A 23,452-nucleotide genomic window follows, 5' to 3' on the forward strand; every position below is an offset into this window, starting at 1 on the left:
ATACAGCGCTCAGAGAGCGTGTAGCCCGGCAACGCCAGCCAGAATGGCCAGAACAGCAAGTACCAGGAAGATGATGAAAAACAGCTTGGCAATACCAGCGGTTGCTGCGGAAATGCCCGAAAAGCCGAACACACCGGCAATGATAGAAATAATGAAGAAAACGATAGCATAATGCAGCATGGGACATGATCCTTGAATTATAGGTCGTGGTCATGTCGTAACGTCATGTGCCTCAGGAAGGTTTCTTTCCTGAAAAAAGACTACGTCCTAACAACAGACCGCTGACAAAAGCGGACAGCAGCAAGAAAAATGGCTGATCCACCATCAGATCCGCCACAACTGCCCGACTTTCTTTTAAGAACGAGCAAATATTTTTCTTTGCACAGGTGCAGTCGACAACCCGCCCAGCCCCATCCTGCAAGGACGGCACGCTCTCATCCAGATATGACGCCAGATCTGCATCCATAGTTTTCAACTCCCAAACCATTTCATCCACGACATACAAAAACAGGGGCAGTTCGATAACGAACCACCCCTGCTCTTTAACAAAGATGTGACAGATCGCTCTTAGTGACCGACAGTCGTGCTCACTTCGCCTCGGGCCGTAGCTTCTTCTGTGTAACGACGAGCCTCAGGAGAAATCTTAAGGGCAAGCGTCATACCAGCGGAAGCAAGGTAGATCACAGCAAATGTCCAGATCACATAGCTCATGCCCGGACCGAAAACCGCTCCACAGAACGAGACGATTGCCGGACCAACCCATGTCGAGGCACCTGCGCCGAGACCCAGAATGGACAGAGCTGCAGCTTTTTCACGTGGGCAAATCTGCGGCATCAGGCCTGAAAGCGGCACGAAGGCAGCGACCGTTGCACCATAGAAAATGCCCGCTGCGGCAACCGCCCAGAAATTCCCCGGATACCAGATAGGCACATAGTAAAACAGCGGAATGGCAATGAAGCCGCCGATACCACCGAAGACCGACACCACGAAACGATGTCCCAAAGTGTCAGCAATCATGCCGGAGACAAGGTTAAACAGGATGTTGCTGAGGAAGATCAGCGACAGCAGGTTGAGCCATTGTTCGAGGCTAAAGTGTAGCTGGTCCACAAAGAACGCTGGCATGATGGCGAGGAAAGCGTATTCCGAAGACGTATCGATAATACGGACAATCCCAGCAATCGTCGTCTTGGGCTCACGCCACATAATGCTGAGTGAGCCAAAGAAAATATCTTTGGTGGGCACGTGATCAGGCAAAAGGCGCTTCTTGCCTGTAGGCTCGTGCGTGAACAGCAATGCGACGAGGCCACCAATAATCACCAGCCCCAGTGAGCACCAGAACGTTTTGAGTTCACCAAGATATGGGATCGTATAGCGTGCAAACTGGGAGCCAAGTGTCGGCAGCCCCGCAGAGAAAGAGAACCAGAACCATCCAGCAGCCGATCCAAGCATGGCAGCCGGAGTGGCGGCAGCAATCCACACGAGGAAACCGTATGCGAACAGCGGATAGGCAAATCCACGCAGCGCATAAAAGAGAAGGATCATAGGCCCACTATTCGGACCCAGCCCGAACGTCAGGAAGCAGACTTCCAGAAGAGCCCAAAGGATCAGGCCGATCCACATGACCTTTTTGGGGCCCATCAGATCAGACAGAGGCCCGGAAAACCAGGCTGCAATCATGACCGTGATGCCGTAAAGAGTGAAGAGTTCGTTGACGAACCCTTGGGAGTGGCCGTGGTGCAGCATGTAGGTGTCGAGATATCCGGCTTCGACACCGTCTCCCACCATGAATAAAAGCTGACCAACAAAAGCCCAGAAAAGGGCGCGTGGGATGCCAAGAATTTCCGCTAGTCCGCGTTTAGGTGCGGCTGTTTCGGACATTTTCATGCTCTCCAGGCATAGGCGCGTCACGAACCTGCTTCGACCTCATTGCCGAAACAGATATGGGAGGCGTCGTTGCGGGCCCTACGAGAGTGCTCGGACCCGTTTCTCAAAATTATGCAGGACAGCGAGGCCAACAGATTGTCGACCTTCAGGAAAAGAGACACCCTCCCCGCCCTGACGGGCGGGAGAAAAACAGCCGGTTAAGAAACCAGACGGGAATCGTCCTGCAAGAGATGTGGCAAAACTACACACTCTGCACAGCAATGTGAACCGCAGAATAAAAAAAAGGCCGGTGCATTGCTGCACCGGCCCTTTTTTCGTCTCGAAACGAGAAGCCTCAGGCGGCTTCCTGCTCTTCTGCAACTGGCTTCGGACCGCTGTCTTGGCCCTTGGCATCAACATCGCGCTCTACGAGTTCGATGACTGCCATGTCGGCATTGTCGCCGTAGCGTACGCCAGCCTTCAGAACGCGGGAGTAGCCACCGGCACGAGCCTTGTAGCGCTCAGCAACCGTGCTGAAGAGCTTGCTGACAACCGTGTCATCACGCAGCTGAGCGAATGCCTGACGACGAGCGTGCAGGTCACCGCGCTTACCGAGAGTGATCAGCTTCTCAACAACCGGACGAAGTTCTTTCGCCTTCGGCAGAGTCGTCGTGATCTGCTCGTGCTTGATGAGTGCGACGGCCATGTTGCGGAACATGGCAGCGCGGTGAGAAGAGGTGACATTGAGCTTACGCCCGCTCACACCATGACGCATTGCTAGTTTTCCTTACCCTAAGAAGTTCTCAAAACGTCTCATCGAGACGCTTGGCCAGATCCTCGATGTTCTCGGGCGGCCAGGCCGGGACGCTCATGCCGAGCGACAGCCCCATACCGGTGAGAACTTCCTTGATCTCGTTGAGCGATTTACGCCCGAAGTTTGGCGTACGGAGCATTTCCTGTTCGGACTTCTGCACCAGATCGCCAATGTAAACAATGTTGTCGTTCTTGAGGCAGTTGGCGCTACGCACCGAAAGCTCGAGTTCGTCAACCTTGCGAAGAAGATTGCGGTTGAACGGCAGGTCGTCCTGCGGCTCTTCATGCTGGACCGGACGCGGCTCATCAAAGTTGATGAACAGCTGGAGCTGATCCTGAAGAATACGCGCAGCAAGAGCCAGACTGTCTTCCGGCGTTACAGCACCGTTCGTCTCAACCGTCAGCAGCAGCTTATCGTAGTCAGTGACCTGACCAACGCGGGTCTGCTCGACCTTGTAAGACACGCGGCGAACCGGTGAGTAGATTGCATCGATCGGGATCATACCAATCGGAGCATCTTCCGGACGGTTTGCAACAGCAGCAACGTAACCCTTGCCCATGTTGACGGTGAACTCCATTCCGAGCTTCACACCATCATCAAGAGTGCAGATCACAAGATCAGGGTTCATGATTTCAATATCATGCCCGGCCTGAATCTGCCCTGCCTTTACTTCTCCCGGACCAGTCGCCGTGAGAATCATGCGCTTCGGCCCCTCACTGTGCATACGCAGAGCAAGCTGCTTAACGTTCAGGACGATGTCCGTTACGTCTTCACGCACGCCAGGTACAGCAGAGAACTCATGCAGCACGCCATCAATCTGAATGGCAGTTACTGCAGCGCCCTGAAGTGAGGACAGAAGAATACGACGCAGCGCATTACCGAGCGTCATACCGAAACCGCGCTCCAGCGGCTCCGCCACGACTGTGGCGATGCGCGAGGCAACCGGGCCGGGCTCGACTTCAAGCTTCTCCGGCTTGATGAGGGACTGCCAGTTTTTCTGGAGAACCAAGGTCGTGGCCTTTCAAACAACGAAGCCCGCCAACAAAAATTGGCGGCACCTGGCCCGCACAAATCGTGCGGAGGGAGATGCAATCACTACACATGCCGTACATCCTCACGAATGTACGGCATGGCATCACTCAAACGCGACGACGCTTGCGCGGACGGCAGCCATTATGGGGCACCGGCGTCATGTCACGGATGGACGTAATGGTGAAGCCAACAGCCTGCAGCGCACGAAGAGCACTTTCACGCCCCGAACCCGGACCGGACACTTCGATCTCAAGCGTTTCCATACCGTGCTCGCGAGCCTTGCGGCCTGCGTCTTCTGCAGCAACCTGTGCAGCATACGGTGTAGACTTACGCGAGCCCTTGAAGCCCTGTGCGCCCGAGGAGGACCATGCAATTGCATTACCCTGCGCGTCGGAGATCGTGATCATGGTGTTGTTGAACGTGGAAAGCACGTGTGCAACGCCAGAGATAATATTCTTGCGCTCTTTCTTACGAATGCGCGGTGCTGCGGCCTTAGCCATAATAGAGGTCGTCCTAAAAGTTAGCGAGAAGCGTCAGAGTGAAGCAGTCAGGCGCGAATTAGCGCGTGACCTTCTTCTTGCCAGCAATCGCCACTGCCTTACCCTTACGGGTACGTGCATTCGTGTGCGTACGCTGACCGCGGACCGGGAGGCCGCGACGATGACGCAGACCGCGGTAGCAGCCCAGATCCATCAGACGCTTGATGTTCATGGCCGTCTCACGACGCAGATCACCTTCGACGCGGAATTCGCCATCGATCAGCTCACGGATCTTTACGATCTCATCGTCAGACAGTTCGTTAACGCGCTTTGCATCGGGGATACCGAGCTTGCTGCAGATTGCCTGCGCGGTCGACGGGCCAATGCCGTAGACATAGCGCAGGCTGATGACCACCCGCTTGTTGGTCGGAATGTTTACGCCGGCAATACGTGCCACGCCAATTCTCCCATCGACGCGATCAATTGACCGCGTCAGCCTGTTTCATGTCCGGTCGAAACCGGATCGATTGCATCGCAGGCATGTCAGCTCCCAGTCCGATTCCGGAACACAGGCCACCTCTACGCTGCAGATATGTCGAGGGCGCGCAATATACCGGGCACCCCCCTTGAGTCAAATGAGAATGATCACTTCTTCGTGATCTTCCTCATTTCTTCAATTTTTTGCGGTCTTTCCAATGAGCGCGTCAATCTCCCCGCCCACTTCGTCAACGCCACGCATGCCGTCAACATGTTTCAGACGACCAGCCTTCTCATAATAGGGAAGGATGGGTGCAGTCTGGCGGCGATAAATATCAAGGCGAGACCTCACGACCTCAGGATTGTCATCTGGCCGACGTGTACCATCTTCCGCAGTACGACTGGCAATACGCTCGACAAGCTGATCTTCGGCGACATCCAGAAGAATGACGGCGTCAATCTTCAATCCGTCGGTGCCCAACATGGCATCAAGTGCTTCCGCCTGGCTTTCCGTTCTTGGGAAACCATCCAGAATGAACCCTTGAGCACAATCTGGCTGGGCAATCCGTCCCTGGATCATCTTCACCATTATCGGATCAGGAAGAAACTCCCCTTTCTCCATAATGGCTTTTGCTTCCTTGCCGATTGGCGTTCCCGCAGCGACTTCCGCCCGCAGCATATCTCCAGTCGAGATCTGCTTTAGCCCATAAAGCTGCTCAAGACGTTTCGCCTGCGTCCCCTTGCCTGCCCCGGGAGGGCCAAGAAGAATGATATTCATCGACGCTTATTTCCTCCCGAAATGCCATTCCTGGAACCACGGCTACGCTGCTTGCGGATCAGCCCCTGATACTGGTGGGCAACAAGATGAGACTGGACCTGCGTCACGGTATCGATTGTGACCGACACAATAATGATGAGGCTCGTACCGCCAAAATAAAATGGCACGTTGTACTTGCTGATCAAAATCTGCGGCAGGAGACAGACAACGACCAGATACAGAGCACCGATCGTGGTCAGCCTCGACAGAATCCGATCGAAATATGACGCGGTGCTTGCTCCCGGACGAATACCCGGAATAAAGCCGCCCTGCTTACGCAGATTTTCAGCCGTTTCTTCAGGATTGAATGTCACAGCAGCGTAGAAGTACGAGAAAAACAGAATCATTGCGGCATAGAACAGCATATAAAGAGGCTGTCCCTGACCAAGCTGCTGCCCAAGAACGGAAAGCCAGCCCGGCATATTATGCCCGTTCATGAATCCTGAAATCGTCACAGGAATCAGCAATACGGAAGAAGCAAAAATGGGAGGGATTACACCCGCCGTGTTTACCTTCAACGGCATATGCGTGGAATCACCGCCGAACATGCGATTGCCAATCTGACGCTTCGGATACTGGATCACAACACGACGCTGTGCCTGCTCCATGAAGACGATAAAGGCAATGACAGCGATCGCCATAACCAAAAAGATCATCACGAAAATCGGAGACAATGCCCCGGTGCGGCCCAGTTCAAAAAGGCTGGCCAGCGCATGAGGCAAATTGGCGACAATACCCGCGAAAATAATCAGTGAAATACCGTTACCGACACCCCGTGATGTGATCTGCTCGCCAAGCCACATCAAGAACATCGTGCCACCGACCAGCGTCACGACACACGACGCGAGGAAGAAGACACCCGGCATCACCACAGCGCTCGCGCCATGAGACGTCATGTTCTCCAGCCCAACAGCGATGCCGTATGCTTGGAAGAGTGCGATGAAAACAGTGAGGTAGCGGGTATACTGGTTAAGCTTTTTGCGCCCCGCCTCACCCTCTTTCTTCATTGCTTCCATAGACGGAAGAGCAGTTGAAAGAAGCTGAATAATAATCGATGCACTGATGTACGGCATGATGTTCAGGGCGAACACAGTCATGCGTCCGAGAGCACCACCCGTGAACATGTCGAACATGCCCAGAATGCCACCCTGATGCTGTGCCAGCAGCTGACCCATGACTGTCGCATCAACACCAGGAACAGGAATGTATGTTCCGAGGCGATAAACGATAAGGGCCAAAAGCGTAAACCAGATACGCTTCTTGAGTTCAGTCGCCTTGGCAAAGGAACTCATATTGAGATTGGCGGCGAGCTGCTCTGCTGCGGAAGCCATCCACCTGTCCTTTCATGAAAACAGCGTCGCCGCACATCTGCACGGGACGCTGTTCACTATCTAACCATACCCCAGATAAATCTGGGAGAGGAGAACTCAGGCTTCAGCCTGAACTTCCTTCTTCGGTGCAAGCACCTTAACGGAGCCACCAGCCTTCTCAACAGCAGCAAGAGCTGCTGCGGAAGCACCGTCGACTTCGATGGTTACGCCATGCGAAAGTTCACCCTTCGCAAGAAGACGAACACCATAGGTCTTGCCATTGACAAGCCCAGCAGCGCGAAGTGTTGCTTCCGTAACAGGAGCCGACTTGTCCAGCTTGCCTGCTTCGATAGCCTTCGAAATCGCGCCAAGGTTCACCGGAGCGTATTCCTTGCGGAAGATGTTCACGAAGCCACGCTTAGGCATACGGCGATACAGCGGAAGCTGACCACCTTCAAAGCCATTCAGCGAGACGCCTTCACGAGCCTTCTGACCCTTAACACCGCGTCCGGAGGTCTTACCCTTACCGGAACCAATGCCACGTCCTAGGCGCTTCTTGCGATAACGAGAGCCCTCGTTATCGCGCAATTCGTTGAGGTTCATTTCAACCCTCCACCTGGATGAGGTGGGCAACCTTGCGGATCATCCCACGCACAGCCGGAGTATCTTCCAGCGTACGGGTGGAACCGATACCGCGCAGACCAAGACCAACAAGGGTCTCAGCCTGGCCCGGTTTGCGACCAATGACAGAAGCGATCTGCTTTACCTGAACGGTCTTACCGTTTTCAGACATTTGCAGTCTCCTCGGTCTGAGCCTGCTCGCGCTTACCGAAAAGTTCAGCGGCCTTCTTGCCACGGCGCGAAGCGACGTTGCGAGGGCTGCTTGCCTTTTCAAGGGCAGCGAACGTAGCCTTGATCATGTTGTGCGGGTTACGCGTTCCAAGGCTCTTAGCGACAACGTCGTTAACACCCAGGCTCTCGAAAACCGCACGCATCGGACCACCGGCGATGATACCCGTACCGGCCTCAGCCGCACGAACAACAACCTTACCAGCGCCGTAGTGACCTGACGTATCATGATGAAGGGTACGACCCTCCTTCATTGGTACGCGGATCATCGTACGCTTGGCGCGCTCGGTAGCCTTACGGATAGCTTCGGGCACTTCACGAGCTTTACCCGCACCGTAACCAACGCGTCCCTTCTGATCGCCAACAACAACCAGCGCTGCGAAAGCAAAGCGACGGCCACCCTTAACAACCTTGGCAACACGATTGATGGTTACGAGCTTGTCGACCAGATCGTCGCCCTGCTCGCGCTCACGACCACCACGGCCGCCTTCTCTTGGCTCACGTGCCATGTGTGATCCTCCTTAGAACGAGAGTCCGCCCTCACGGGCAGCCTCTGCCAGGGCCTTGACCCGGCCATGATAGACATAAGCGCCGCGATCAAACACGACGGCCGTCACGCCAGCTGCCAAGCCACGTTCCGCGATCAGCTTGCCGATCGCCGAAGCTGCGTCCACGTTAGCACCGGTGTTGCCATTGTCGCGGAGCTCTTTTTCCAGCGTAGATGCGCTGGCAAGAGTACGACCCTGTGCATCGTCGATGATCTGGGCGTGAATGTGCTTGCTGGAACGGAAGACCGACAAACGCGGCCGGCCGCCGCTCTTGCGACGAAGCTGGAAACGCAGCCGCTGACGGCGACGTTCCTGCAATCCTTGCTGCGATGCCATTACTTCTTCTTACCTTCCTTGCGACGCAGAACTTCCGTGTCATAACGAACGCCCTTGCCCTTGTATGGCTCAGGCTTGCGGAAGCTGCGAATATCGAGAGCGACCTGACCAACGCGCTGCTTGTCGTTGCCTTCAACAACAATAGCGGTCGGACGCGGCGTGGTGATCTTGATACCGGCCGGAATCGGATAAACGACATCGTGCGAGAAGCCGAGGTTCATCACCAGATTGGATCCCTGAACAGCAGCACGGAAACCCGTACCCTGAATTTCAAGACCCTTGGTGAAACCAACAGACACACCCTTGACCATATTTGCGATCAGAGCGCGCGTCGTTCCCCACATCGTCCAGTTTTCACGGGAGCGACGACCAATCGGAGCAACTGCAACTGAGTTGTCTTCGATTTTCACGTCCACGTGACGAGAAACCGGGAAGCTCAGTTCACCAAGCTTGCCTTTGGCCGTGAAGACACCGTTGGCAACTGCGACCTGCACACCTGCCGGAACTTCTACGGGATATTTACCTACGCGAGACATGCGACCCTCCTCAGAAGACGCGGCAGAGAACCTCGCCGCCAACATTGGCAGCGCGGGCCTCGACGTCCGAAAGGACGCCACGCGGGGTGGACAGGATCGACACACCAAGGCCGGCATAAACGCGCGGAAGTTCCTTGATCTTCGAATAGACACGACGGCCAGGCTTGGAGACCCTATGGATTTCCTTAATGACCGGCTGCCCTTCAACGTACTTCAGCTCAATACGGAGCTGCGATACGCCCTTACGGACTTCTTCCGTGGAAAAACCACGGATGTAACCTTCACGCTTCAGAGCCTCAAGCACGTTCGTGCGAAGCTTGGAAGCGGGCGCAACGCAGGCAGCATGACGAGCACGCTGAGCATTACGGATCCGGGTAAGCATATCACCCAGTGGATCAGACAACGACATTCGATCTATCCCTTACCAGCTCGACTTGACCATGCCAGGAATCTGGCCGGCGGACGCAAGATCACGCAGAGCGATACGGCAAAGCTCGAACTTACGGTAGTTAGCACGGGGACGACCGGTCAGCTTGCAACGAAGACGGACGCGCGTTGCGGATCCGTTACGTGGCATCTGTGCCAGCTTAAGAGTCGCTTCAAATCGGTCTTCAACCGAAAGGGAACGATCCTTGATGATGTTTTTAAGAGCGGTCCGCTTTTCCTTATCGCGCTTTGCAAGAGCTGCGCGATGGTTATTACGGTTAACCGCTGAGATCTTCGCCATCTCGAATTTTCTCCCGGAACCTGTCAGGCCTATCCCGACGGTTTTCCAATCTGCGTGTCTATAAAGGAAAGCGGCCTTCCAATGGAAGGCCGAATCCTTATTTTTAGTCGCGATCGGTCTGAAAAATTACCTGATCAACCTGCAAACGGCAGATCGAAGGCCTTCAGCAGAGCCTTTGCTTCGGCATCGGTCTTTGCAGTGGTCACGAAGATGATGTCCATACCGCGAACGGCATCGATCTTGTCATATTCGATTTCCGGGAAAACAATCTGTTCCTTGATGCCCATGGCGAAGTTGCCACGACCATCAAAGCCCTTGTTTGCCGGAAGACCACGGAAATCACGAATGCGAGGCATTGCGATCGTCACGAGACGGTCGAGGAACTCATACATACGCTGACGACGCAGAGTAACCTTACAACCGATCGGAAGACCTTCACGGATCTTGAAGCCAGCAATAGCCTTGCGTGCCAGCGTCTTGACCGGCTTTTGGCCGGAGATCGCTGCCATTTCAGCAACTGCTGCATCCAGCTTCTTCTGGTCGCCAGCTGCTTCACCGACGCCCATGTTCAGCACGATCTTCTCGAGCTTAGGAACCTGCATCGGGTTTGCGTAGCCGAACTGCTCGAGAAGCTGCTTACGAAGAATTTCTTCGTAGCGCTGCTGCATACGCGGCAAAGCGGTGTTGTTATCGCTCATTTTTGCGTTCCTCAGCCTTCGATCACTTCGCCGGTTGCCTTAGCAACACGAACTTTGCGACCGTCTTCAAGAACCCGAAAACCAACGCGTGTCGGCTTACCGCTCTTGGGATCAACCAGCTTTAGGTTGGACAGATGGATCGGCATTTCCTGCTCGATGATACCACCTTCTCCACCTGCGCGGTTGGGCTTCGTGTGACGCTTAGCGATAGCTACGCCGCGGACGACAGCTTTCTCAGCTTTTGGCATCACTGAAAGGACTTCACCACGAACGCCCCGGGACTTGCCGGAAAGAACGAGGACCTGATCGCCTTTTTTAATACGTGCAGCCATTACAGCACCTCCGGCGCCAGGGAGATAATCTTCATGAACTTGCGTGCACGCAGTTCACGAACGACCGGGCCAAAGATACGCGTGCCAATCGGCTCCTGCTGCTTGTTAATCAGCACAGCAGCATTTTTGTCAAAACGGATCGCAGATCCGTCTGCACGACGTACCGGATAAGACGTACGAACGATAACGGCCTGATGGACGTCACCCTTCTTCACCTTACCGCGGGGAATGGCTTCCTTAACGGATACGACAATGATGTCGCCGACCGAGGCAGTCTTCCGCTTGGAGCCGCCCAGCACCTTGATGCACTGCACCCGACGCGCACCGGAATTATCGGCGACGTCAAGGTTGGTCTCGGGATGAATCATGTGCCTACCCCCTTATGCGCTGACGGAAGAGGAAGCCGAAGCCATGTCCTCTCCGTTGCGTGCGACGACAGACCAAGTCTTGCGCTTGGAAATCGGTGCGCATTCTTCAATGCGAACCAGATCGCCAATTTGGCAGACGTTGGCTTCATCATGAGCCGCATACTTTTTGGAGCGGCGGATGAATTTCTTATAGAGCGGGTGCATGATACGACGATCAACAAGAACGGTAACCGTCTTGTCCATCTTGTCGCTCGTTACTCGCCCTGTCAGGACGCGCCTTGGCATCGTCCGTCTCCTCTCAGGACTTTGCGGCGGACGTTTGGGCGCCCGCACGGTTCTTCGATTGATGAGCCAGTGTCTTGATGCGCGCGACAGCACGACGCACGACCTTAACACGGCTTGTGTTTTCCGACTGCCCGGTGGCAGCCGCAAAACGGTGATTGATCTGTTCGCGCTTCAGATCGATGAGCAGAGCGTTCAGCTCGTCCTCGCTCTTCGCGCGCAGATCTGCAGGCTTGTACGTGTCGGCCATCTTACGCGTCTCCGATACGCTGAACGAACTTGGTCTTGATCGGAAGCTTTGCAGCTCCCAGGCTCAGTGCCAAGCGAGCGACTTCCGGCGGAACGCCTTCGATCTCAAACAGGATGCGACCTGGCTTGACACGAGCTGCCCAGTACTCTGGGGAACCCTTGCCCGAGCCCATACGCACTTCTGCAGGCTTTGTCGAGACCGGAAGGTCAGGAAAAATACGAATCCATACGCGACCGGCACGCTTCATCGCACGAGTAATAGCACGACGGGACGCTTCGATCTGACGGGCCGTGATCCGCTCTGGCTCAAGAGCCTTCAGACCATATGCACCGAAGTTCAGCTGCGTTCCGCTTTTCGCAAGACCGTGGATACGGCCTTTGTGAGCTTTACGAAACTTTGTCCGCTTTGGGGAAAGCATGTTGTTAAATCCTCAATCAGCACCAGCAATGGAACTGTAGGCTTTCGCCTACAATTCAACGTTGCGGAGCCTGCTCCGCGGCACGACGGTCTTGTGCCAGGGGGTCATGAGCCAGGATCTCACCCTTGAAGATCCAGACCTTCACACCGCAGGTTCCATAAGTCGTCTTGGCCGTCGCCGTGCCATAGTCAATATCAGCGCGGAGCGTATGCAACGGCACACGTCCCTCACGATACTTCTCGTCACGTGCGATTTCGGCACCACCCAGACGTCCGCTGCAAGTAATACGGATGCCCTGGGCGCCCAGACGCATTGCAGACTGGATTGCGCGCTTCATGGCGCGGCGGAAAGCAACGCGACGCTCAAGCTGCTGAGCAATGTTTTCAGCAACCAGAGTTGCGTCGATTTCCGGCTTACGGATCTCAACGATGTTCAGCGCTACGTCGGTCTTCGCCATACGGCTCAGTTCCTTACGCAGTGCATCAATGTCCTGACCCTTCTTACCGATCACGACACCCGGACGGGCAGCGTAGATCGTTACGCGGGGCTTCTTTGCCGGACGCTCGATAACAACACGAGAGACGCCAGCACCAGACAGCTTACGACGCAGGAATGCACGCAGCTTAAGGTCTTCATGAAGAAGACGTGCATAGTCTGCACCTGCGTACCAGCGGCTATCCCAGGTACGGTTAACACCGAGCCGAAGCCCGATTGGATTGACCTTATGTCCCATGGATCAAGCTGCCTTCTGCTCTTCGCTGGTTTCCGACGCTTCTGCAGCTTCGGCCACAACAATCTTCAGGTGGCTGAAGAACTTTTCAACGCGAGCCGAACGACCACGGCCACGAGCGTGAAAACGCTTCATGACGATGGACTTGCCGACTTCAGCCGTCTTCACAACCAGACGATCAACGTCCAGCTGATGATTGTTCTCAGCGTTGGCCACGGCGCTCTCAAGAGTCTTCTTAACCTGCTGCGCGATACGACGACGCGAGAAGGTCAGAGCGGCAATAGCCTTGTCAGCTGGCTGGTTACGGATCATTGCCGCAACCAGGTTCAGCTTACGCGGGCTAACACGGATGTTACGCGTAATTGCTTGCGCTTCCGTATCAGCAAGCGTGCGGATGTGCTTCGGCTTGCTCATTTTCAGCCCCGCTTCGACTTCTTGTCAGAGCCATGACCGGTGTAGGTCCGTGTCGGTGAGAATTCACCGAACTTATGACCGACCATGTTCTCCGTGACCTGCACAGGCAGGAACTTGTGACCATTATAGACGCCGAACGTAAGCCCGACGAACTGCGGCAGAATCGTGGAACGACGTGACCAGATCTTGATCACTTCGTTACGACCAGAAGCACGAGCTGCTTCTGCTTTGCCGAACAGATACCCGTCAACGAACGGGCCCTTCCAGACGGAACGTGCCATCTCTGTTTGCCCCCTCTTACTTGCCGGACTTACGGCGACGGATGATCAAGCTATCCGTCTTTTTGTTAACACGCGTCTTGTAACCCTTCGTCGGAACGCCCCATGGCGTAACCGGATGACGGCCACCAGAGGTACGACCTTCACCACCACCATGCGGGTGATCAACCGGGTTCATGACAACGCCACGGTTATGCGGACGACGTCCGAGCCAACGGGAACGTCCAGCTTTACCCATGTGCTGGTTCATGTTGTCTGGGTTAGAGACAGCACCAACCGTTGCCATGCATTCGCCGCGAACAAGACGTAGTTCACCAGACTGAAGCTTGATCTGGGCGTAGCCCGCATCTTTACCAACGAGCTGAGCATACGTTCCAGCGGAACGTGCCATCTTGCCGCCAGCACCTGGCTTCAGTTCAATGTTGTGAACAATCGTACCAACCGGCATAGCGCCGAGAGACATCGCATTGCCCGGCTTCACATCCGTATGGGCGCCAGAGATGACGCGATCGCCAACCTTGATGCGCTGCGGAGCCAGAATGTAAGCAAGCTCGCCGTCATCGTACTTGATGAGCGCGATAAACGCCGTACGATTTGGATCGTACTCAAGGCGTTCAATCGTTGCACCCACATCGAACTTACGACGCTTGAAATCGACGTAACGATAGGACTGCTTGTGCCCGCCGCCACGGAACCGAACTGTCGTACGGCCGTGGTTATTACGACCGCCAGACTTGTTCTTACCTTCCGTCAGCTGCTTGACCGGCTTGCCCTTCCAGAGCTCGCTACGATCAATCAGCACGGTGCCGCGTGTGCTCGGCGTCGTGGGATTAAAGTGCTTTAGTGCCATGGTTATTACCCCGCGTCAGCCCAGCTTCGCTGTAAGGTCAATGGATTGACCTTCTGCAAGCTGTACATACGCCTTCTTGATGTCAGAGCGGCGACCAGGACGACCCTTGACGCGCTTCGTCTTACCCTTCTGGACCAGCGTGTTCACGCCAGAAACCTTAACGTTGAAGAGCTTTTCGACAGCGGCCTTGATCTGCGGCTTGGTTGCAGTCGTGGAGACCTTGAAAACAACCTGATTACGCTCCGAAAGAAGCGTAGCCTTTTCCGTGATCAGCGGCGAACGGACCACATCGTAAAGAGCTTCCTGAGACATGTTCTCAGCTGTCTTACGTGCGTTCATGACGATAGAGATGGTCATGCCAGACGCTCCTTAAGACCCTCAAGACCCGCACGGGTAATAACCAGTACATCGTGGTTGAGGATGTCATAGACGTTCGCGCCGATGGTCGGCAGGACGTCAATCTTCGGCAGGTTCGCAACCGCACGAGCAAACTGCTCATCAACCGCACCATCCACGATCAACGCGGAGGACCAGCCGAGAACCTTGAGCTTAGCAGCAGCTTCACGGGTCTTGCTCACGCCATTGGCGGTATCGAGCACAACCAGCTTGCCAGCAGCAGCCTTCTGCGAAAGCGCAGAAATCAGGCCGAGACGACGAACCTTCTTTGGCAGATCGTATCCGTGGTCACGGACAACCGGACCATGAACAACGCCACCCGTACGGAACTGCGGCGCACGCAGCGAGCCCTGACGTGCAGAACCGGTGCCCTTCTGGCGGAACGGCTTCTTCGTCGTACCAGAAACTTCACCCATGCCTTTGGTGCGATGCGTGCCAGCGCGGCGCTTAGCCAGCTGCCAGTGAACAACTCGCGCCATGATGTCGGCACGCGGAGAAACCGCGAAAATCTCTTCTGGAAGCGCGACCGAGCCAGCGCTGCCATTATCGAGGGTCTTGATATCGTATTCCATGCCCCTCGTCCTCAACCGGCGGCCGCTACGACTGCAGCCGGGTACGGCGCATCGGCGTGGCGAGCCTTCTTGATTGCATCGCGAATCAGCACAAGGCTATTCTTCGCACCAGGAATCGCACCCCTGACCATAATCAGGTTACGCTCTTCATCCACGGCTGCCACTTCCAGGTTCAGCGTTGTAACACGCTCGTCACCCATATGACCTGCCATCTTCTTGCCCTTGAAGACCTTGCCAGGATCCTGGCGCTGGCCCGTAGAACCATGAGAACGGTGGCTAATGGAAACGCCGTGAGAGGCTTCAAGGCCAGCGAAGTTATGACGCTTCATAACACCCGCAAAACCTTTACCCTTACTCTGGCCCGTGACATCAACTTTCTGCCCAACCACGAAATGGTTAGCGGAGAGCTTTGCGCCGGCCTCAAGCAGAGCATCTTCCGCAACGCGGAACTCTACGAGGTGCTTCTTCGGCTCAACCTTGGTACGGGCAAAGTGGCCACGATTTGCCTTGGTGACATTCTTCACCTTGGCATTACCAAGACCGAGCTGAACGGCTGTATAGCCATCACGCTCATTCGTGCGGGTATCCACAACCTGAACTTCGTCAAGGTGCAGGACCGTCACAGGCACATGAGTGCCGTCTTCTTTAAACAGCCGGGTCATCCCCAGCTTTTTTGCAATCAATCCGGTACGCATCGTCTGGACCTTAGAGTTTGATCTCGACATCAACGCCAGCGGCGAGGTCGAGCTTCATGAGGGCGTCCACGGTCTGCGGTGTCGGCTCGACAATGTCGAGCAGCCGGCGGTGAGTCCGAATTTCGAACTGCTCGCGGCTTTTCTTATCCACGTGTGGCGAACGGTTCACCGTGAAACGTTCGATATGCGTCGGCAGCGGGATCGGACCCCGAACCCGCGCACCCGTACGCTTCGCCGTGTTTACGATCTCTTTGGTGCTGTTGTCCAGCACTCGATGATCGTACGCCTTAAGGCGAATGCGGATGTTCTGGTTGTCCATAGTCTTAATTCGTCCAACTCAAAAATTCGGGTCTCGTCCTACTGCCATTGCATCTGAAAGGGAACCCCGGCCAGAAATAAATCTGGCCGGGGCTTCCATATCAACGGCGAAACGTAGGACTTAGGCGCTGATTGAAGAAACCACGCCTGCACCCACGGTGCGGCCACCTTCGCGAATTGCGAAGCGGAGGCCTTCGTCCATGGCGATCGGAGCAATCAGCTCGACATCCATGGCTACGTTATCACCCGGCATGACCATTTCCGTGCCTTCCGGCAGCGTCACGACGCCCGTGACGTCGGTCGTACGGAAATAGAACTGCGGGCGGTAGTTCGTGAAGAACGGCGTATGGCGGCCACCTTCTTCCTTCGTGAGGATGTAAGCCTCAGCCTTGAACGTCTTGTGCGGCGTAATGGAGCCTGGCTTTGCAAGAACCTGACCACGCTCAACGTCTTCACGCTTCGTACCACGAACCAGTGCACCGATGTTGTCACCGGCTTCACCACGATCGAGCAGCTTACGGAACATCTCAACACCCGTAACGGTTGTCTTGATGGTATCCTTCAGACCAACGATCTCAACTTCGTCGCCGACGTTCACAACGCCACGCTCAACACGACCCGTGACAACCGTACCACGACCCGAGATCGAGAACACGTCTTCGATCGGCATCAGGAACGGACGGTCAACCGGACGCTCAGGCTGCGGAATGTAGGTGTCTACAGCTTCCATCAGCTCAAGAACGCGATCTTCACCGATGGTGGCGTCACCATCTTCAAGGGTCACAAGAGCAGAACCCTTGACGATGGGGATATCGTCGCCCGGGAACTGGTAGGAAGACAGAAGCTCACGAACTTCCATTTCCACGAGCTCGAGCAGCTCAGCGTCGTCAACCTGGTCAACCTTGTTCAGGAACACAACCAGAGCAGGAACACCAACCTGACGAGCAAGCAGAATGTGCTCACGCGTCTGCGGCATCGGGCCGTCAGCAGCGGACACAACCAGGATCGCGCCGTCCATCTGAGCGGCACCGGTGATCATGTTCTTGACGTAGTCAGCATGGCCCGGGCAATCGACGTGAGCGTAGTGACGGTTCTTCGTCTCATACTCAACGTGAGCCGTGGAGATGGTGATACCACGAGCGCGCTCTTCAGGAGCCTTGTCGATCTGGTCGTATGCACTGAACGTTGCACCACCGGACTTTGCCAGCACCTTGGTGATTGCAGCAGTCAGCGAGGTCTTGCCGTGATCGACGTGACCAATCGTTCCAATGTTGCAGTGCGGCTTGTTCCGCTCGAATTTAGCCTTTGCCATCGTCTTTCTCCAAAACCCTGCCTTCCACGAGGCAGAGAATAAGACTGAAAGTTCATCCAGTCAGTATCTGTTAGATTCCAAGATACTGCCGGAAGCCCTTTAGCGGGTTCTGATTACCAGCGATAGTGACTGAATGCCTTGTTAGCTTCAGCCATACGGTGGGTGTCTTCGCGCTTCTTTACAGCAGCGCCACGATTGTTAACCGCGTCCATCAGTTCGTTGGACAAGCGCTCCTGCATCGTGTTCTCACCGCGCTTGCGGGAGGCATCGATCAACCACCGGATCGCCAGAGCCTGACGGCGCTCAGTGCGCACTTCGACAGGCACCTGATAGGTAGCACCACCAACACGACGTGAACGGACTTCAACAGCCGGCTTCACGTTGTCCAGAGCCGAGTGGAACATGGCCACCGGGTCAGCAGTTGCACCACCACGGTGACGCAGAACCTCGAGAGCACCGTAAACGATGCCTTCGGCGGTGGATTTCTTTCCATCATACATCAGCGCATTCATGAAGCGCGTAATGACGATGTCTCCGAACTTTGGATCGGGAAGGATCTCACGCTTTACAGCGCGGTGACGGCGACTCATTCCAAATACCTCTTACTTCGGACGCTTCGCGCCATACAGCGAACGACGCTGACGACGCTTAGCGATGCCCTGCGTGTCAAGCACGCCTCGCAGGATGTGATAACGCACACCAGGAAGATCCTTCACTCGCCCACCACGGATAAGAACAACACTGTGTTCCTGAAGGTTATGACCTTCACCCGGAATGTAGCTTACGACCTCGTACCCGTTGGTCAGACGCACCTTGGCGACCTTACGCAGAGCGGAGTTCGGCTTCTTTGGCGTTACCGTGTACACGCGCGTGCATACGCCACGCTTCTGGGGGCATCCCTGTAGTGCAGGGACCTTATTCCGCTTTGCGGCCGGCTCACGGCCGTTCGCGATCAACTGGTTGATGGTCGGCATGCGCCCTTCCCAATCCTTGTCCTATTCCGGACAGAAAGCACCAGACTTTCTGCCATGACATTTTATTCAAATCGACATGCGGCTGAACCGCCTGCCTATCCCACATTTGGAAAGAGAAACAGCAAAAGCCATTTCCCTCCTTTTGTAGCGTGCGGCCTTGGCATCCCCCGAATCCGAGGTAGCGGCACCACATGCGATTCTTTGTCTTCGACGGCTTTTTTTCGCCTAATTAGACGGGAGTAGCCGAGGGCGCGGAACCTACGAAGGGTTCCGCGTTGAGTCAAGTGTTTCGGCTAAAATTGCAGCGATTCTGAAGATAGAGTTTCTGGAATCGCTGCAATTTCCCCTCTGCCCTTCTTTTAAAAGAGAAGCAGAGAGGTTTTTCATTATTCAGCCGCGTCTTTCACTTCCGCCGCTGAACGACCAACGCGATGACGGTCCTGGCTGGCAGCAATGCCCCGCAGACGGTTCATAACGCTACCCGTACCAGCCGGGATCAGACGACCCACAATCACGTTCTCCTTGAGACCGTTCAGTGTGTCGACCTTGCCCGAGGTCGCAGCGTCTGTAAGCACCCGTGTGGTCTCCTGGAAGGACGCCGCTGAGATAAAGGACTGCGTCTGCAGGGAAGCCTTGGTAATGCCCTGTAGCACCGGCATAGCCACTGCTGGTGTATCACCATTTTCCTGAAGACGCTGGTTCTCGATCTCGTACTCGATCCGATCAACAGTCTCGCCGATCAGATAGGTCGAGTCACCCGGTTCCAGAATCTCAACCTTCTGCAGCATCTGATGAACAATGACCTCAATATGCTTGTCATTGATCTTCACGCCCTGCAGTCGATAGACGTCCTGGATCTCGTTGACGAGATAGTCCGAAAGCGCCTCGACACCCATAACCTTCAGAATGTCATGCGGCACACGCGGACCATCGACCAGCGGGTCACCCTTCTGGACGAAGTCACCTTCCTGAACGGAAACGTGCTTGCCCTTCGGGATGAGATACTGCGTCTCTTCGCTGGTCTCGTCGTTCTTCACGATAACGCAACGCTTCGACTTGTAATCCTTCCCGAATTCGATACGCCCATCGCCCTCGGCAATGATCGCATGATCCTTCGGACGGCGGGCTTCGAACAGTTCGGCAACACGCGGCAGACCACCGGTAATGTCACGGGTCTTGGAGCCTTCACGCGGAATACGCGCCAGCACGTCACCAGCATGAACTTCGGCACCATTCTCAATCGACAGAATACTGTCTGGTGAGAGGAAGTAGCGAGCATCATTGCCGTTGGCGAGCTTGACCACATTGCCCGCAGCATCCTTGAGCTGCAGACGTGGACGAAGATCAACACCCTTGGAAGCCTGCTTATAGTCAACCACAACCTTGGAGCTAAGGCCTGTGACCTCATCCATACGTTCGACAAGCGTGATGCTGTCGATCAGGTCAAGGTATTCCACCGTACCAGCCTGCTCGGTGATGATTGGAAGGGTGTACGGGTCCCACTCGGCCATCTTCTGGCCACGTGCAACTGCCTCACCCTCGCCCACCATCAGACGTGCACCGTATGGCACACGGTAACGAGCGCGCTCGACACCGTTCTCATCGGTCAGAAGGATCTCGCAGTTACGCGACATCACAACCAGAACCTTCTGAGAGTTCTCAACCACGTTGCGGTTCTTGATCGTCACCTGACCATCGCGAGACGCTTCGACCATGGACTGCTCGGCGCCACGCGTTGCCGCACCACCAATATGGAAGGTACGCATCGTCAGCTGTGTACCAGGCTCACCGATGGACTGAGCGGCGATAACGCCAACAGCTTCACCAATGTTCACCGGCGTACCGCGAGCCAGATCACGACCATAGCAATGCGCACAGATACCAACGCGGCTATCGCATGTCAGAACCGAGCGGATCTCCATGCTTTCGACGCCGGCCTTCTCGATGAGCTCGGCTTCAGGCTCCTCGATCAGGGTGTTGCGCGGAAGCAGAACTTCATGCGTCACCGGATGCAACACATCCTTGGACGTCGTACGTCCCAGAATACGCTCAGACAGCGAAGCGACCACTTCGCCACTATCCATAACCGCGCGAACCGTCAGGCCGCGTTCGGTACCGCAATCCGGCTCGACGATGATGCAATCCTGGGCAACGTCAACGAGACGACGCGTCAGATAACCCGAGTTTGCAGTCTTCAGAGCCGTATCCGCGAGGCCCTTACGAGCACCGTGGCTGGACGTGAAGTAATCGAGAACCGACAGACCTTCTTTGAAGTTCGCGATAATCGGCTGTTCGATAATTTCGCCCGAAGGTTTCACCATCAGACCGCGCATACCAGCGAGCTGCTTCATCTGGGCTGGCGACCCACGAGCACCGGAGTGGCTCATCATCCAGACAGAGTTGGTCGGCTTACCGATAACCTGCTTGGAGATTTCCTTCAGCATGGCTGCCTGGACTTCGTCCGTGCAACGTGACCAGGCATCAACCACCTTGTTGTAGCGCTCGCCAGCGGTGATCAGACCGTCCTGATACTGCTGCTCGAATTCCTTGACCTCTTCCGAGGTCTTGGCAACGAGAGGCGCCTTCTCTGCCGGGATGATCATGTCATCCTTGCCGAAGGAAATACCAGCACGGGCAGCGTGCTTGAAACCAAGGCCCATGAGACGGTCACAGAAGATCACGGCTTCCTTCTGACCACAGTGACGATAGACCGTGTCAATCACGTCAGACACGTTCTTTTTCGTCAGCTGCTTATTGATCAGGCTGAACGGAATCGCAGGATGCTTCGGCAGGATCTGCGCAATAAGCGCACGTCCCGGGGTCGTCAGGATCGTCTGGCGGATCGGGTTACCGTTTTCATCAACGGTCGGTAGACGCAGACGGATCTTATCGTGAAGCTGCAGGGAACCTGCGAGCATGGCGCTCTCGATTTCTGCAACATCCGAGTAAGCCGGCGGGGCAGCCTTAACGACCTTGCCATCTTCGATGACCGCTTCGTCAGGCGTTGCGCGATATTCAGGAACTTCAAGGCTCAAATAATAGAGACCCAGAACAATATCCTGAGACGGCACGATAATCGGCTTACCGTTCGCCGGGCTGAGGATGTTGTTTGTGGACATCATCAGCACACGGGCTTCCAACTGCGCTTCAAGCGACAGCGGAACGTGCACGGCCATCTGATCGCCGTCGAAGTCAGCATTGAACGCGGTGCAGACCAGCGGGTGAAGCTGGATAGCCTTCCCTTCGATCAGCGTTGGCTCAAATGCCTGAATACCAAGACGGTGAAGCGTCGGTGCGCGGTTCAGCATCACGGGATGTTCGCGGATGACCTCTTCGAGGATATCCCAAACTTCCGGACGCTCTTTCTCCACCATGCGCTTTGCAGCTTTAATGGTGGTAGCGTGACCGTATTTTTCCAGCTTGGAATAGATGAACGGCTTGAAAAGCTCGAGCGCCATCTTCTTCGGAAGACCGCACTGATGCAGCTTCAGTTCCGGGCCAACCACGATGACCGAACGGCCAGAGTAATCAACGCGCTTACCAAGAAGGTTCTGACGGAAACGGCCCTGCTTGCCCTTGAGCATGTCGGACAGAGACTTCAGTGGACGCTTGTTGGCACCCGTGATGGCACGTCCACGACGACCGTTATCGAACAGCGCATCGACAGATTCCTGAAGCATACGCTTTTCGTTGCGAACAATAATGTCCGGCGCACGAAGCTCGATCAAACGCTTCAGACGGTTATTACGGTTGATAACGCGACGATACAGATCATTCAGATCGGACGTGGCAAAACGACCGCCATCCAGCGGGACCAGCGGACGCAGTTCCGGCGGGATCACCGGAATAATGTCCATGATCATCCAGTCCGGGCGCGAACCACTCTCAACGAATGCCTCGACAAGCTTCAGACGCTTGACCAGCTTCTTACGAGCAGCCTCAGACGTTGCCTTGCGCAGCTTCTTGCGCATCATCGTCTTCTCGGAATCGCCTTCCATGACTTCAGCGTCATAGTCGAACGGATCCGGTAGCCCCTTCGCCTTGGCAGCAAGGCTCAGCTCACGCTCCTGAGCGTTGGGAATACCCCAGTCATATGTGGAAAGTGCACGCTTGATGGCTTCAGCGCCGATACCGACGTCAATGCCTGCATCCGGATACTCATCCAGAAGATCTTCACACCGCACTTCGTCCAGAAGGTACTGGTCGCGCTTCTTGCCGTTCTTGTAAGACTCGATCTGATCGGAGTCACAGACTCCCTTGTCGAGCACCAGGAACTTCTCGAAGTACAGAACCGGCTCAACATCCTTGAGAGCCATATCCATCATCGTGGCAATACGGCTAGGAAGCGACTTCAGGAACCAGATATGTGCAACGGGTGAAGCGAGCTCGATATGGCCCATACGCTCACGGCGAACCTTCGCCAGCGTAACTTCAACACCGCACTTTTCACAGACAATGCCGCGGAACTTCATCCGCTTGTATTTTCCGCACAGGCATTCGTAGTCCTTGATCGGACCAAAAATACGAGCACAGAAAAGGCCGTCACGCTCAGGCTTGAACGTCCGGTAATTAATGGTCTCCGGCTTTTTGATTTCACCGTAAGACCAGGAACGGATCTGCTCGCTCGAAGCAAGCTGGATCTTGATCTGATCGAAGGCTACCGACTGGCCAGCCTGACCCAGGATCTTCATGAGTTCGTTCATGCGCCGAAACCCCAATGCGCGCCGCAGCGTCCTGCGGGCGCGTCAAAATTGAACCGTAAAGCGAGCAGCAGAGA

General features: G+C 55.3%; 34 protein-coding genes. All 34 read right to left on the reverse strand.

The genetic code is table 11. The features are described from left to right. Positions 1-9: 9 nt before the first annotated feature. The 34 genes from JN414_RS09705 to rpoC all read right to left on the reverse strand — a co-directional run bounded on the left by JN414_RS09705 (position 10) and on the right by rpoC (position 23,378). On the reverse strand, positions 10-180 hold the full coding sequence (locus JN414_RS09705; RefSeq protein WP_007282750.1) for a DUF1328 domain-containing protein: 171 nt from the start codon (positions 178-180) through the stop codon (positions 10-12). Positions 181-232: 52 nt separating this feature from the next. Then, positions 233-466, reverse strand: a complete 234-nt coding sequence (locus tag JN414_RS09710; protein ID WP_202207709.1) for a hypothetical protein — start codon at positions 464-466, stop codon at positions 233-235. A gap of 101 nt (positions 467-567) precedes the next feature. Then, positions 568-1,884, reverse strand: a complete 1,317-nt coding sequence (locus JN414_RS09715; RefSeq protein WP_174694847.1) for an MFS transporter — start codon at positions 1,882-1,884, stop codon at positions 568-570. 334 nt (positions 1,885-2,218) lie between these two features. Beyond that, positions 2,219-2,638 carry a 50S ribosomal protein L17 gene (gene rplQ, locus JN414_RS09720; protein ID WP_046901194.1) on the reverse strand — a complete coding sequence of 140 codons (420 nt, stop codon included), beginning with the start codon at positions 2,636-2,638 and terminating at the stop codon, positions 2,219-2,221. Between the two features lie 28 nt (positions 2,639-2,666). Then, positions 2,667-3,686: a DNA-directed RNA polymerase subunit alpha gene (locus JN414_RS09725; protein WP_202207710.1), complete on the reverse strand. Its 1,020-nt coding sequence runs from the start codon at positions 3,684-3,686 to the stop codon at positions 2,667-2,669. Positions 3,687-3,816: 130 nt separating this feature from the next. Then, positions 3,817-4,209 (reverse strand): 30S ribosomal protein S11, encoded by a 393-nt coding sequence (gene rpsK / locus JN414_RS09730; RefSeq protein ID WP_007282744.1) that lies wholly within the window; start codon positions 4,207-4,209, stop codon positions 3,817-3,819. Positions 4,210-4,267: 58 nt separating this feature from the next. Beyond that, positions 4,268-4,645: a 30S ribosomal protein S13 gene (gene rpsM, locus JN414_RS09735; RefSeq protein ID WP_202207711.1), complete on the reverse strand. Its 378-nt coding sequence runs from the start codon at positions 4,643-4,645 to the stop codon at positions 4,268-4,270. Between the two features lie 216 nt (positions 4,646-4,861). Further along, complete coding sequence (locus tag JN414_RS09740; RefSeq protein WP_202207712.1) at positions 4,862-5,443, reverse strand: adenylate kinase; 582 nt, start codon at positions 5,441-5,443, stop codon at positions 4,862-4,864. After that, on the reverse strand, positions 5,440-6,813 hold the full coding sequence (gene secY / locus JN414_RS09745; RefSeq protein ID WP_202207713.1) for a preprotein translocase subunit SecY: 1,374 nt from the start codon (positions 6,811-6,813) through the stop codon (positions 5,440-5,442). The genes JN414_RS09740 and secY overlap by 4 nt, the downstream gene beginning before the upstream one ends. A 96-nt stretch (positions 6,814-6,909) precedes the next feature. Then, positions 6,910-7,395: a 50S ribosomal protein L15 gene (gene rplO, locus JN414_RS09750; RefSeq protein ID WP_202207714.1), complete on the reverse strand. Its 486-nt coding sequence runs from the start codon at positions 7,393-7,395 to the stop codon at positions 6,910-6,912. A 1-nt stretch (position 7,396) separates the two neighbouring features. Continuing rightward, positions 7,397-7,585, reverse strand: coding sequence for a 50S ribosomal protein L30 (gene rpmD / locus JN414_RS09755; protein ID WP_046901188.1), 189 nt, complete (start codon positions 7,583-7,585; stop codon positions 7,397-7,399). Further along, positions 7,578-8,150, reverse strand: a complete 573-nt coding sequence (gene rpsE, locus JN414_RS09760; RefSeq protein WP_046901187.1) for a 30S ribosomal protein S5 — start codon at positions 8,148-8,150, stop codon at positions 7,578-7,580. Before rpsE ends, rpmD begins: the two co-directional genes overlap by 8 nt. A gap of 12 nt (positions 8,151-8,162) precedes the next feature. Beyond that, complete coding sequence (gene rplR / locus JN414_RS09765; RefSeq protein ID WP_046901186.1) at positions 8,163-8,525, reverse strand: 50S ribosomal protein L18; 363 nt, start codon at positions 8,523-8,525, stop codon at positions 8,163-8,165. After that, positions 8,525-9,061: a 50S ribosomal protein L6 gene (rplF, locus tag JN414_RS09770; protein ID WP_046901185.1), complete on the reverse strand. Its 537-nt coding sequence runs from the start codon at positions 9,059-9,061 to the stop codon at positions 8,525-8,527. Before rplF ends, rplR begins: the two co-directional genes overlap by 1 nt. A 10-nt stretch (positions 9,062-9,071) precedes the next feature. Then, complete coding sequence (gene rpsH, locus JN414_RS09775) at positions 9,072-9,470, reverse strand: 30S ribosomal protein S8 (RefSeq protein ID WP_010502111.1); 399 nt, start codon at positions 9,468-9,470, stop codon at positions 9,072-9,074. A gap of 12 nt (positions 9,471-9,482) precedes the next feature. Next, the gene (rpsN, locus tag JN414_RS09780; RefSeq protein ID WP_007282734.1) at positions 9,483-9,788 is read right to left on the reverse strand and encodes a 30S ribosomal protein S14; all 306 of its coding nucleotides are present in this window, start codon (positions 9,786-9,788) and stop codon (positions 9,483-9,485) included. 134 nt (positions 9,789-9,922) lie between these two features. Further along, the gene (gene rplE, locus JN414_RS09785; RefSeq protein ID WP_046901184.1) at positions 9,923-10,486 is read right to left on the reverse strand and encodes a 50S ribosomal protein L5; all 564 of its coding nucleotides are present in this window, start codon (positions 10,484-10,486) and stop codon (positions 9,923-9,925) included. Between the two features lie 11 nt (positions 10,487-10,497). Beyond that, on the reverse strand, positions 10,498-10,818 hold the full coding sequence (rplX, locus tag JN414_RS09790; protein ID WP_046901183.1) for a 50S ribosomal protein L24: 321 nt from the start codon (positions 10,816-10,818) through the stop codon (positions 10,498-10,500). Then, on the reverse strand, positions 10,818-11,186 hold the full coding sequence (gene rplN / locus JN414_RS09795) for a 50S ribosomal protein L14 (RefSeq protein ID WP_007282731.1): 369 nt from the start codon (positions 11,184-11,186) through the stop codon (positions 10,818-10,820). The genes rplX and rplN overlap by 1 nt, the downstream gene beginning before the upstream one ends. Positions 11,187-11,198: 12 nt before the next feature. Beyond that, a complete protein-coding gene (gene rpsQ, locus JN414_RS09800) occupies positions 11,199-11,471 on the reverse strand; it encodes a 30S ribosomal protein S17 (protein ID WP_010502113.1) in 273 nt (90 codons plus the stop codon). A gap of 13 nt (positions 11,472-11,484) precedes the next feature. Beyond that, complete coding sequence (gene rpmC / locus JN414_RS09805) at positions 11,485-11,718, reverse strand: 50S ribosomal protein L29 (RefSeq protein ID WP_010502114.1); 234 nt, start codon at positions 11,716-11,718, stop codon at positions 11,485-11,487. 1 nt (position 11,719) lies between these two features. After that, positions 11,720-12,136, reverse strand: coding sequence for a 50S ribosomal protein L16 (rplP, locus tag JN414_RS09810; RefSeq protein WP_007282728.1), 417 nt, complete (start codon positions 12,134-12,136; stop codon positions 11,720-11,722). 55 nt (positions 12,137-12,191) lie between these two features. Next, positions 12,192-12,869 (reverse strand): 30S ribosomal protein S3, encoded by a 678-nt coding sequence (gene rpsC / locus JN414_RS09815; protein WP_046901182.1) that lies wholly within the window; start codon positions 12,867-12,869, stop codon positions 12,192-12,194. Between the two features lie 3 nt (positions 12,870-12,872). Further along, entirely contained in the window at positions 12,873-13,280 is a 408-nt protein-coding gene (gene rplV / locus JN414_RS09820; protein WP_046901181.1) for a 50S ribosomal protein L22, read from the reverse strand. Between the two features lie 2 nt (positions 13,281-13,282). Further along, a complete protein-coding gene (gene rpsS / locus JN414_RS09825) occupies positions 13,283-13,561 on the reverse strand; it encodes a 30S ribosomal protein S19 (RefSeq protein ID WP_007282725.1) in 279 nt (92 codons plus the stop codon). Positions 13,562-13,577: 16 nt separating this feature from the next. Next, positions 13,578-14,408, reverse strand: coding sequence for a 50S ribosomal protein L2 (gene rplB, locus JN414_RS09830; RefSeq protein ID WP_046901180.1), 831 nt, complete (start codon positions 14,406-14,408; stop codon positions 13,578-13,580). Positions 14,409-14,423: 15 nt separating this feature from the next. Then, a complete protein-coding gene (locus JN414_RS09835) occupies positions 14,424-14,720 on the reverse strand; it encodes a 50S ribosomal protein L23 (protein WP_174694852.1) in 297 nt (98 codons plus the stop codon). Positions 14,721-14,761: 41 nt separating this feature from the next. Then, positions 14,762-15,376 (reverse strand): 50S ribosomal protein L4, encoded by a 615-nt coding sequence (rplD, locus tag JN414_RS09840; RefSeq protein WP_046901178.1) that lies wholly within the window; start codon positions 15,374-15,376, stop codon positions 14,762-14,764. Positions 15,377-15,387: 11 nt separating this feature from the next. Next, entirely contained in the window at positions 15,388-16,071 is a 684-nt protein-coding gene (rplC, locus tag JN414_RS09845) for a 50S ribosomal protein L3 (RefSeq protein WP_046901177.1), read from the reverse strand. Between the two features lie 10 nt (positions 16,072-16,081). After that, positions 16,082-16,390 carry a 30S ribosomal protein S10 gene (rpsJ, locus tag JN414_RS09850; protein ID WP_007282720.1) on the reverse strand — a complete coding sequence of 103 codons (309 nt, stop codon included), beginning with the start codon at positions 16,388-16,390 and terminating at the stop codon, positions 16,082-16,084. 120 nt (positions 16,391-16,510) lie between these two features. After that, on the reverse strand, positions 16,511-17,701 hold the full coding sequence (gene tuf / locus JN414_RS09855) for an elongation factor Tu (RefSeq protein ID WP_202207715.1): 1,191 nt from the start codon (positions 17,699-17,701) through the stop codon (positions 16,511-16,513). 113 nt (positions 17,702-17,814) lie between these two features. Next, positions 17,815-18,291, reverse strand: a complete 477-nt coding sequence (gene rpsG / locus JN414_RS09860; protein WP_046901175.1) for a 30S ribosomal protein S7 — start codon at positions 18,289-18,291, stop codon at positions 17,815-17,817. A gap of 12 nt (positions 18,292-18,303) precedes the next feature. Then, positions 18,304-18,675 carry a 30S ribosomal protein S12 gene (gene rpsL, locus JN414_RS09865; RefSeq protein ID WP_010502158.1) on the reverse strand — a complete coding sequence of 124 codons (372 nt, stop codon included), beginning with the start codon at positions 18,673-18,675 and terminating at the stop codon, positions 18,304-18,306. 386 nt (positions 18,676-19,061) lie between these two features. After that, positions 19,062-23,378, reverse strand: coding sequence for a DNA-directed RNA polymerase subunit beta' (gene rpoC / locus JN414_RS09870; protein WP_202207716.1), 4,317 nt, complete (start codon positions 23,376-23,378; stop codon positions 19,062-19,064). Between the last annotated feature and the right edge of the window lie 74 nt (positions 23,379-23,452).

Origin of the sequence: Gluconobacter sp. Gdi (assembly GCF_014132155.1) — a bacterium.
GTDB lineage: Bacteria > Pseudomonadota > Alphaproteobacteria > Acetobacterales > Acetobacteraceae > Gluconobacter.

Excerpts from the sequence above, each read along its gene's own strand:
- JN414_RS09705 (WP_007282750.1), bottom strand. The coding sequence starts at position 180 with ATGCTGCATTATGCTATCGTTTTCTTCATTATTTCTATCATTGCCGGT.
- JN414_RS09710 (WP_202207709.1), bottom strand. The coding sequence starts at position 466 with ATGGATGCAGATCTGGCGTCATATCTGGATGAGAGCGTGCCGTCCTTG.
- JN414_RS09715 (WP_174694847.1), bottom strand. The coding sequence starts at position 1,884 with ATGAAAATGTCCGAAACAGCCGCACCTAAACGCGGACTAGCGGAAATT.
- rplQ (WP_046901194.1), bottom strand. The coding sequence starts at position 2,638 with ATGCGTCATGGTGTGAGCGGGCGTAAGCTCAATGTCACCTCTTCTCAC.
- rpsK (WP_007282744.1), bottom strand. The coding sequence starts at position 4,209 with ATGGCTAAGGCCGCAGCACCGCGCATTCGTAAGAAAGAGCGCAAGAAT.
- JN414_RS09740 (WP_202207712.1), bottom strand. The coding sequence starts at position 5,443 with ATGAATATCATTCTTCTTGGCCCTCCCGGGGCAGGCAAGGGGACGCAG.
- secY (WP_202207713.1), bottom strand. The coding sequence starts at position 6,813 with ATGGCTTCCGCAGCAGAGCAGCTCGCCGCCAATCTCAATATGAGTTCC.
- rplO (WP_202207714.1), bottom strand. The coding sequence starts at position 7,395 with ATGAACCTCAACGAATTGCGCGATAACGAGGGCTCTCGTTATCGCAAG.
- rpmD (WP_046901188.1), bottom strand. The coding sequence starts at position 7,585 with ATGTCTGAAAACGGTAAGACCGTTCAGGTAAAGCAGATCGCTTCTGTC.
- rpsE (WP_046901187.1), bottom strand. The coding sequence starts at position 8,150 with ATGGCACGTGAGCCAAGAGAAGGCGGCCGTGGTGGTCGTGAGCGCGAG.
- rplR (WP_046901186.1), bottom strand. The coding sequence starts at position 8,525 with ATGGCATCGCAGCAAGGATTGCAGGAACGTCGCCGTCAGCGGCTGCGT.
- rplF (WP_046901185.1), bottom strand. The coding sequence starts at position 9,061 with ATGTCTCGCGTAGGTAAATATCCCGTAGAAGTTCCGGCAGGTGTGCAG.
- rpsH (WP_010502111.1), bottom strand. The coding sequence starts at position 9,470 with ATGTCGTTGTCTGATCCACTGGGTGATATGCTTACCCGGATCCGTAAT.
- rpsN (WP_007282734.1), bottom strand. The coding sequence starts at position 9,788 with ATGGCGAAGATCTCAGCGGTTAACCGTAATAACCATCGCGCAGCTCTT.
- rplE (WP_046901184.1), bottom strand. The coding sequence starts at position 10,486 with ATGAGCGATAACAACACCGCTTTGCCGCGTATGCAGCAGCGCTACGAA.
- rplX (WP_046901183.1), bottom strand. The coding sequence starts at position 10,818 with ATGGCTGCACGTATTAAAAAAGGCGATCAGGTCCTCGTTCTTTCCGGC.
- rplN (WP_007282731.1), bottom strand. The coding sequence starts at position 11,186 with ATGATTCATCCCGAGACCAACCTTGACGTCGCCGATAATTCCGGTGCG.
- rpsQ (WP_010502113.1), bottom strand. The coding sequence starts at position 11,471 with ATGCCAAGGCGCGTCCTGACAGGGCGAGTAACGAGCGACAAGATGGAC.
- rpmC (WP_010502114.1), bottom strand. The coding sequence starts at position 11,718 with ATGGCCGACACGTACAAGCCTGCAGATCTGCGCGCGAAGAGCGAGGAC.
- rplP (WP_007282728.1), bottom strand. The coding sequence starts at position 12,136 with ATGCTTTCCCCAAAGCGGACAAAGTTTCGTAAAGCTCACAAAGGCCGT.
- rpsC (WP_046901182.1), bottom strand. The coding sequence starts at position 12,869 with ATGGGACATAAGGTCAATCCAATCGGGCTTCGGCTCGGTGTTAACCGT.
- rplV (WP_046901181.1), bottom strand. The coding sequence starts at position 13,280 with ATGAGCAAGCCGAAGCACATCCGCACGCTTGCTGATACGGAAGCGCAA.
- rpsS (WP_007282725.1), bottom strand. The coding sequence starts at position 13,561 with ATGGCACGTTCCGTCTGGAAGGGCCCGTTCGTTGACGGGTATCTGTTC.
- rplB (WP_046901180.1), bottom strand. The coding sequence starts at position 14,408 with ATGGCACTAAAGCACTTTAATCCCACGACGCCGAGCACACGCGGCACC.
- JN414_RS09835 (WP_174694852.1), bottom strand. The coding sequence starts at position 14,720 with ATGTCTCAGGAAGCTCTTTACGATGTGGTCCGTTCGCCGCTGATCACG.
- rplD (WP_046901178.1), bottom strand. The coding sequence starts at position 15,376 with ATGGAATACGATATCAAGACCCTCGATAATGGCAGCGCTGGCTCGGTC.
- rplC (WP_046901177.1), bottom strand. The coding sequence starts at position 16,071 with ATGCGTACCGGATTGATTGCAAAAAAGCTGGGGATGACCCGGCTGTTT.
- rpsJ (WP_007282720.1), bottom strand. The coding sequence starts at position 16,390 with ATGGACAACCAGAACATCCGCATTCGCCTTAAGGCGTACGATCATCGA.
- tuf (WP_202207715.1), bottom strand. The coding sequence starts at position 17,701 with ATGGCAAAGGCTAAATTCGAGCGGAACAAGCCGCACTGCAACATTGGA.
- rpsG (WP_046901175.1), bottom strand. The coding sequence starts at position 18,291 with ATGAGTCGCCGTCACCGCGCTGTAAAGCGTGAGATCCTTCCCGATCCA.
- rpsL (WP_010502158.1), bottom strand. The coding sequence starts at position 18,675 with ATGCCGACCATCAACCAGTTGATCGCGAACGGCCGTGAGCCGGCCGCA.
- rpoC (WP_202207716.1), bottom strand. The coding sequence starts at position 23,378 with ATGAACGAACTCATGAAGATCCTGGGTCAGGCTGGCCAGTCGGTAGCC.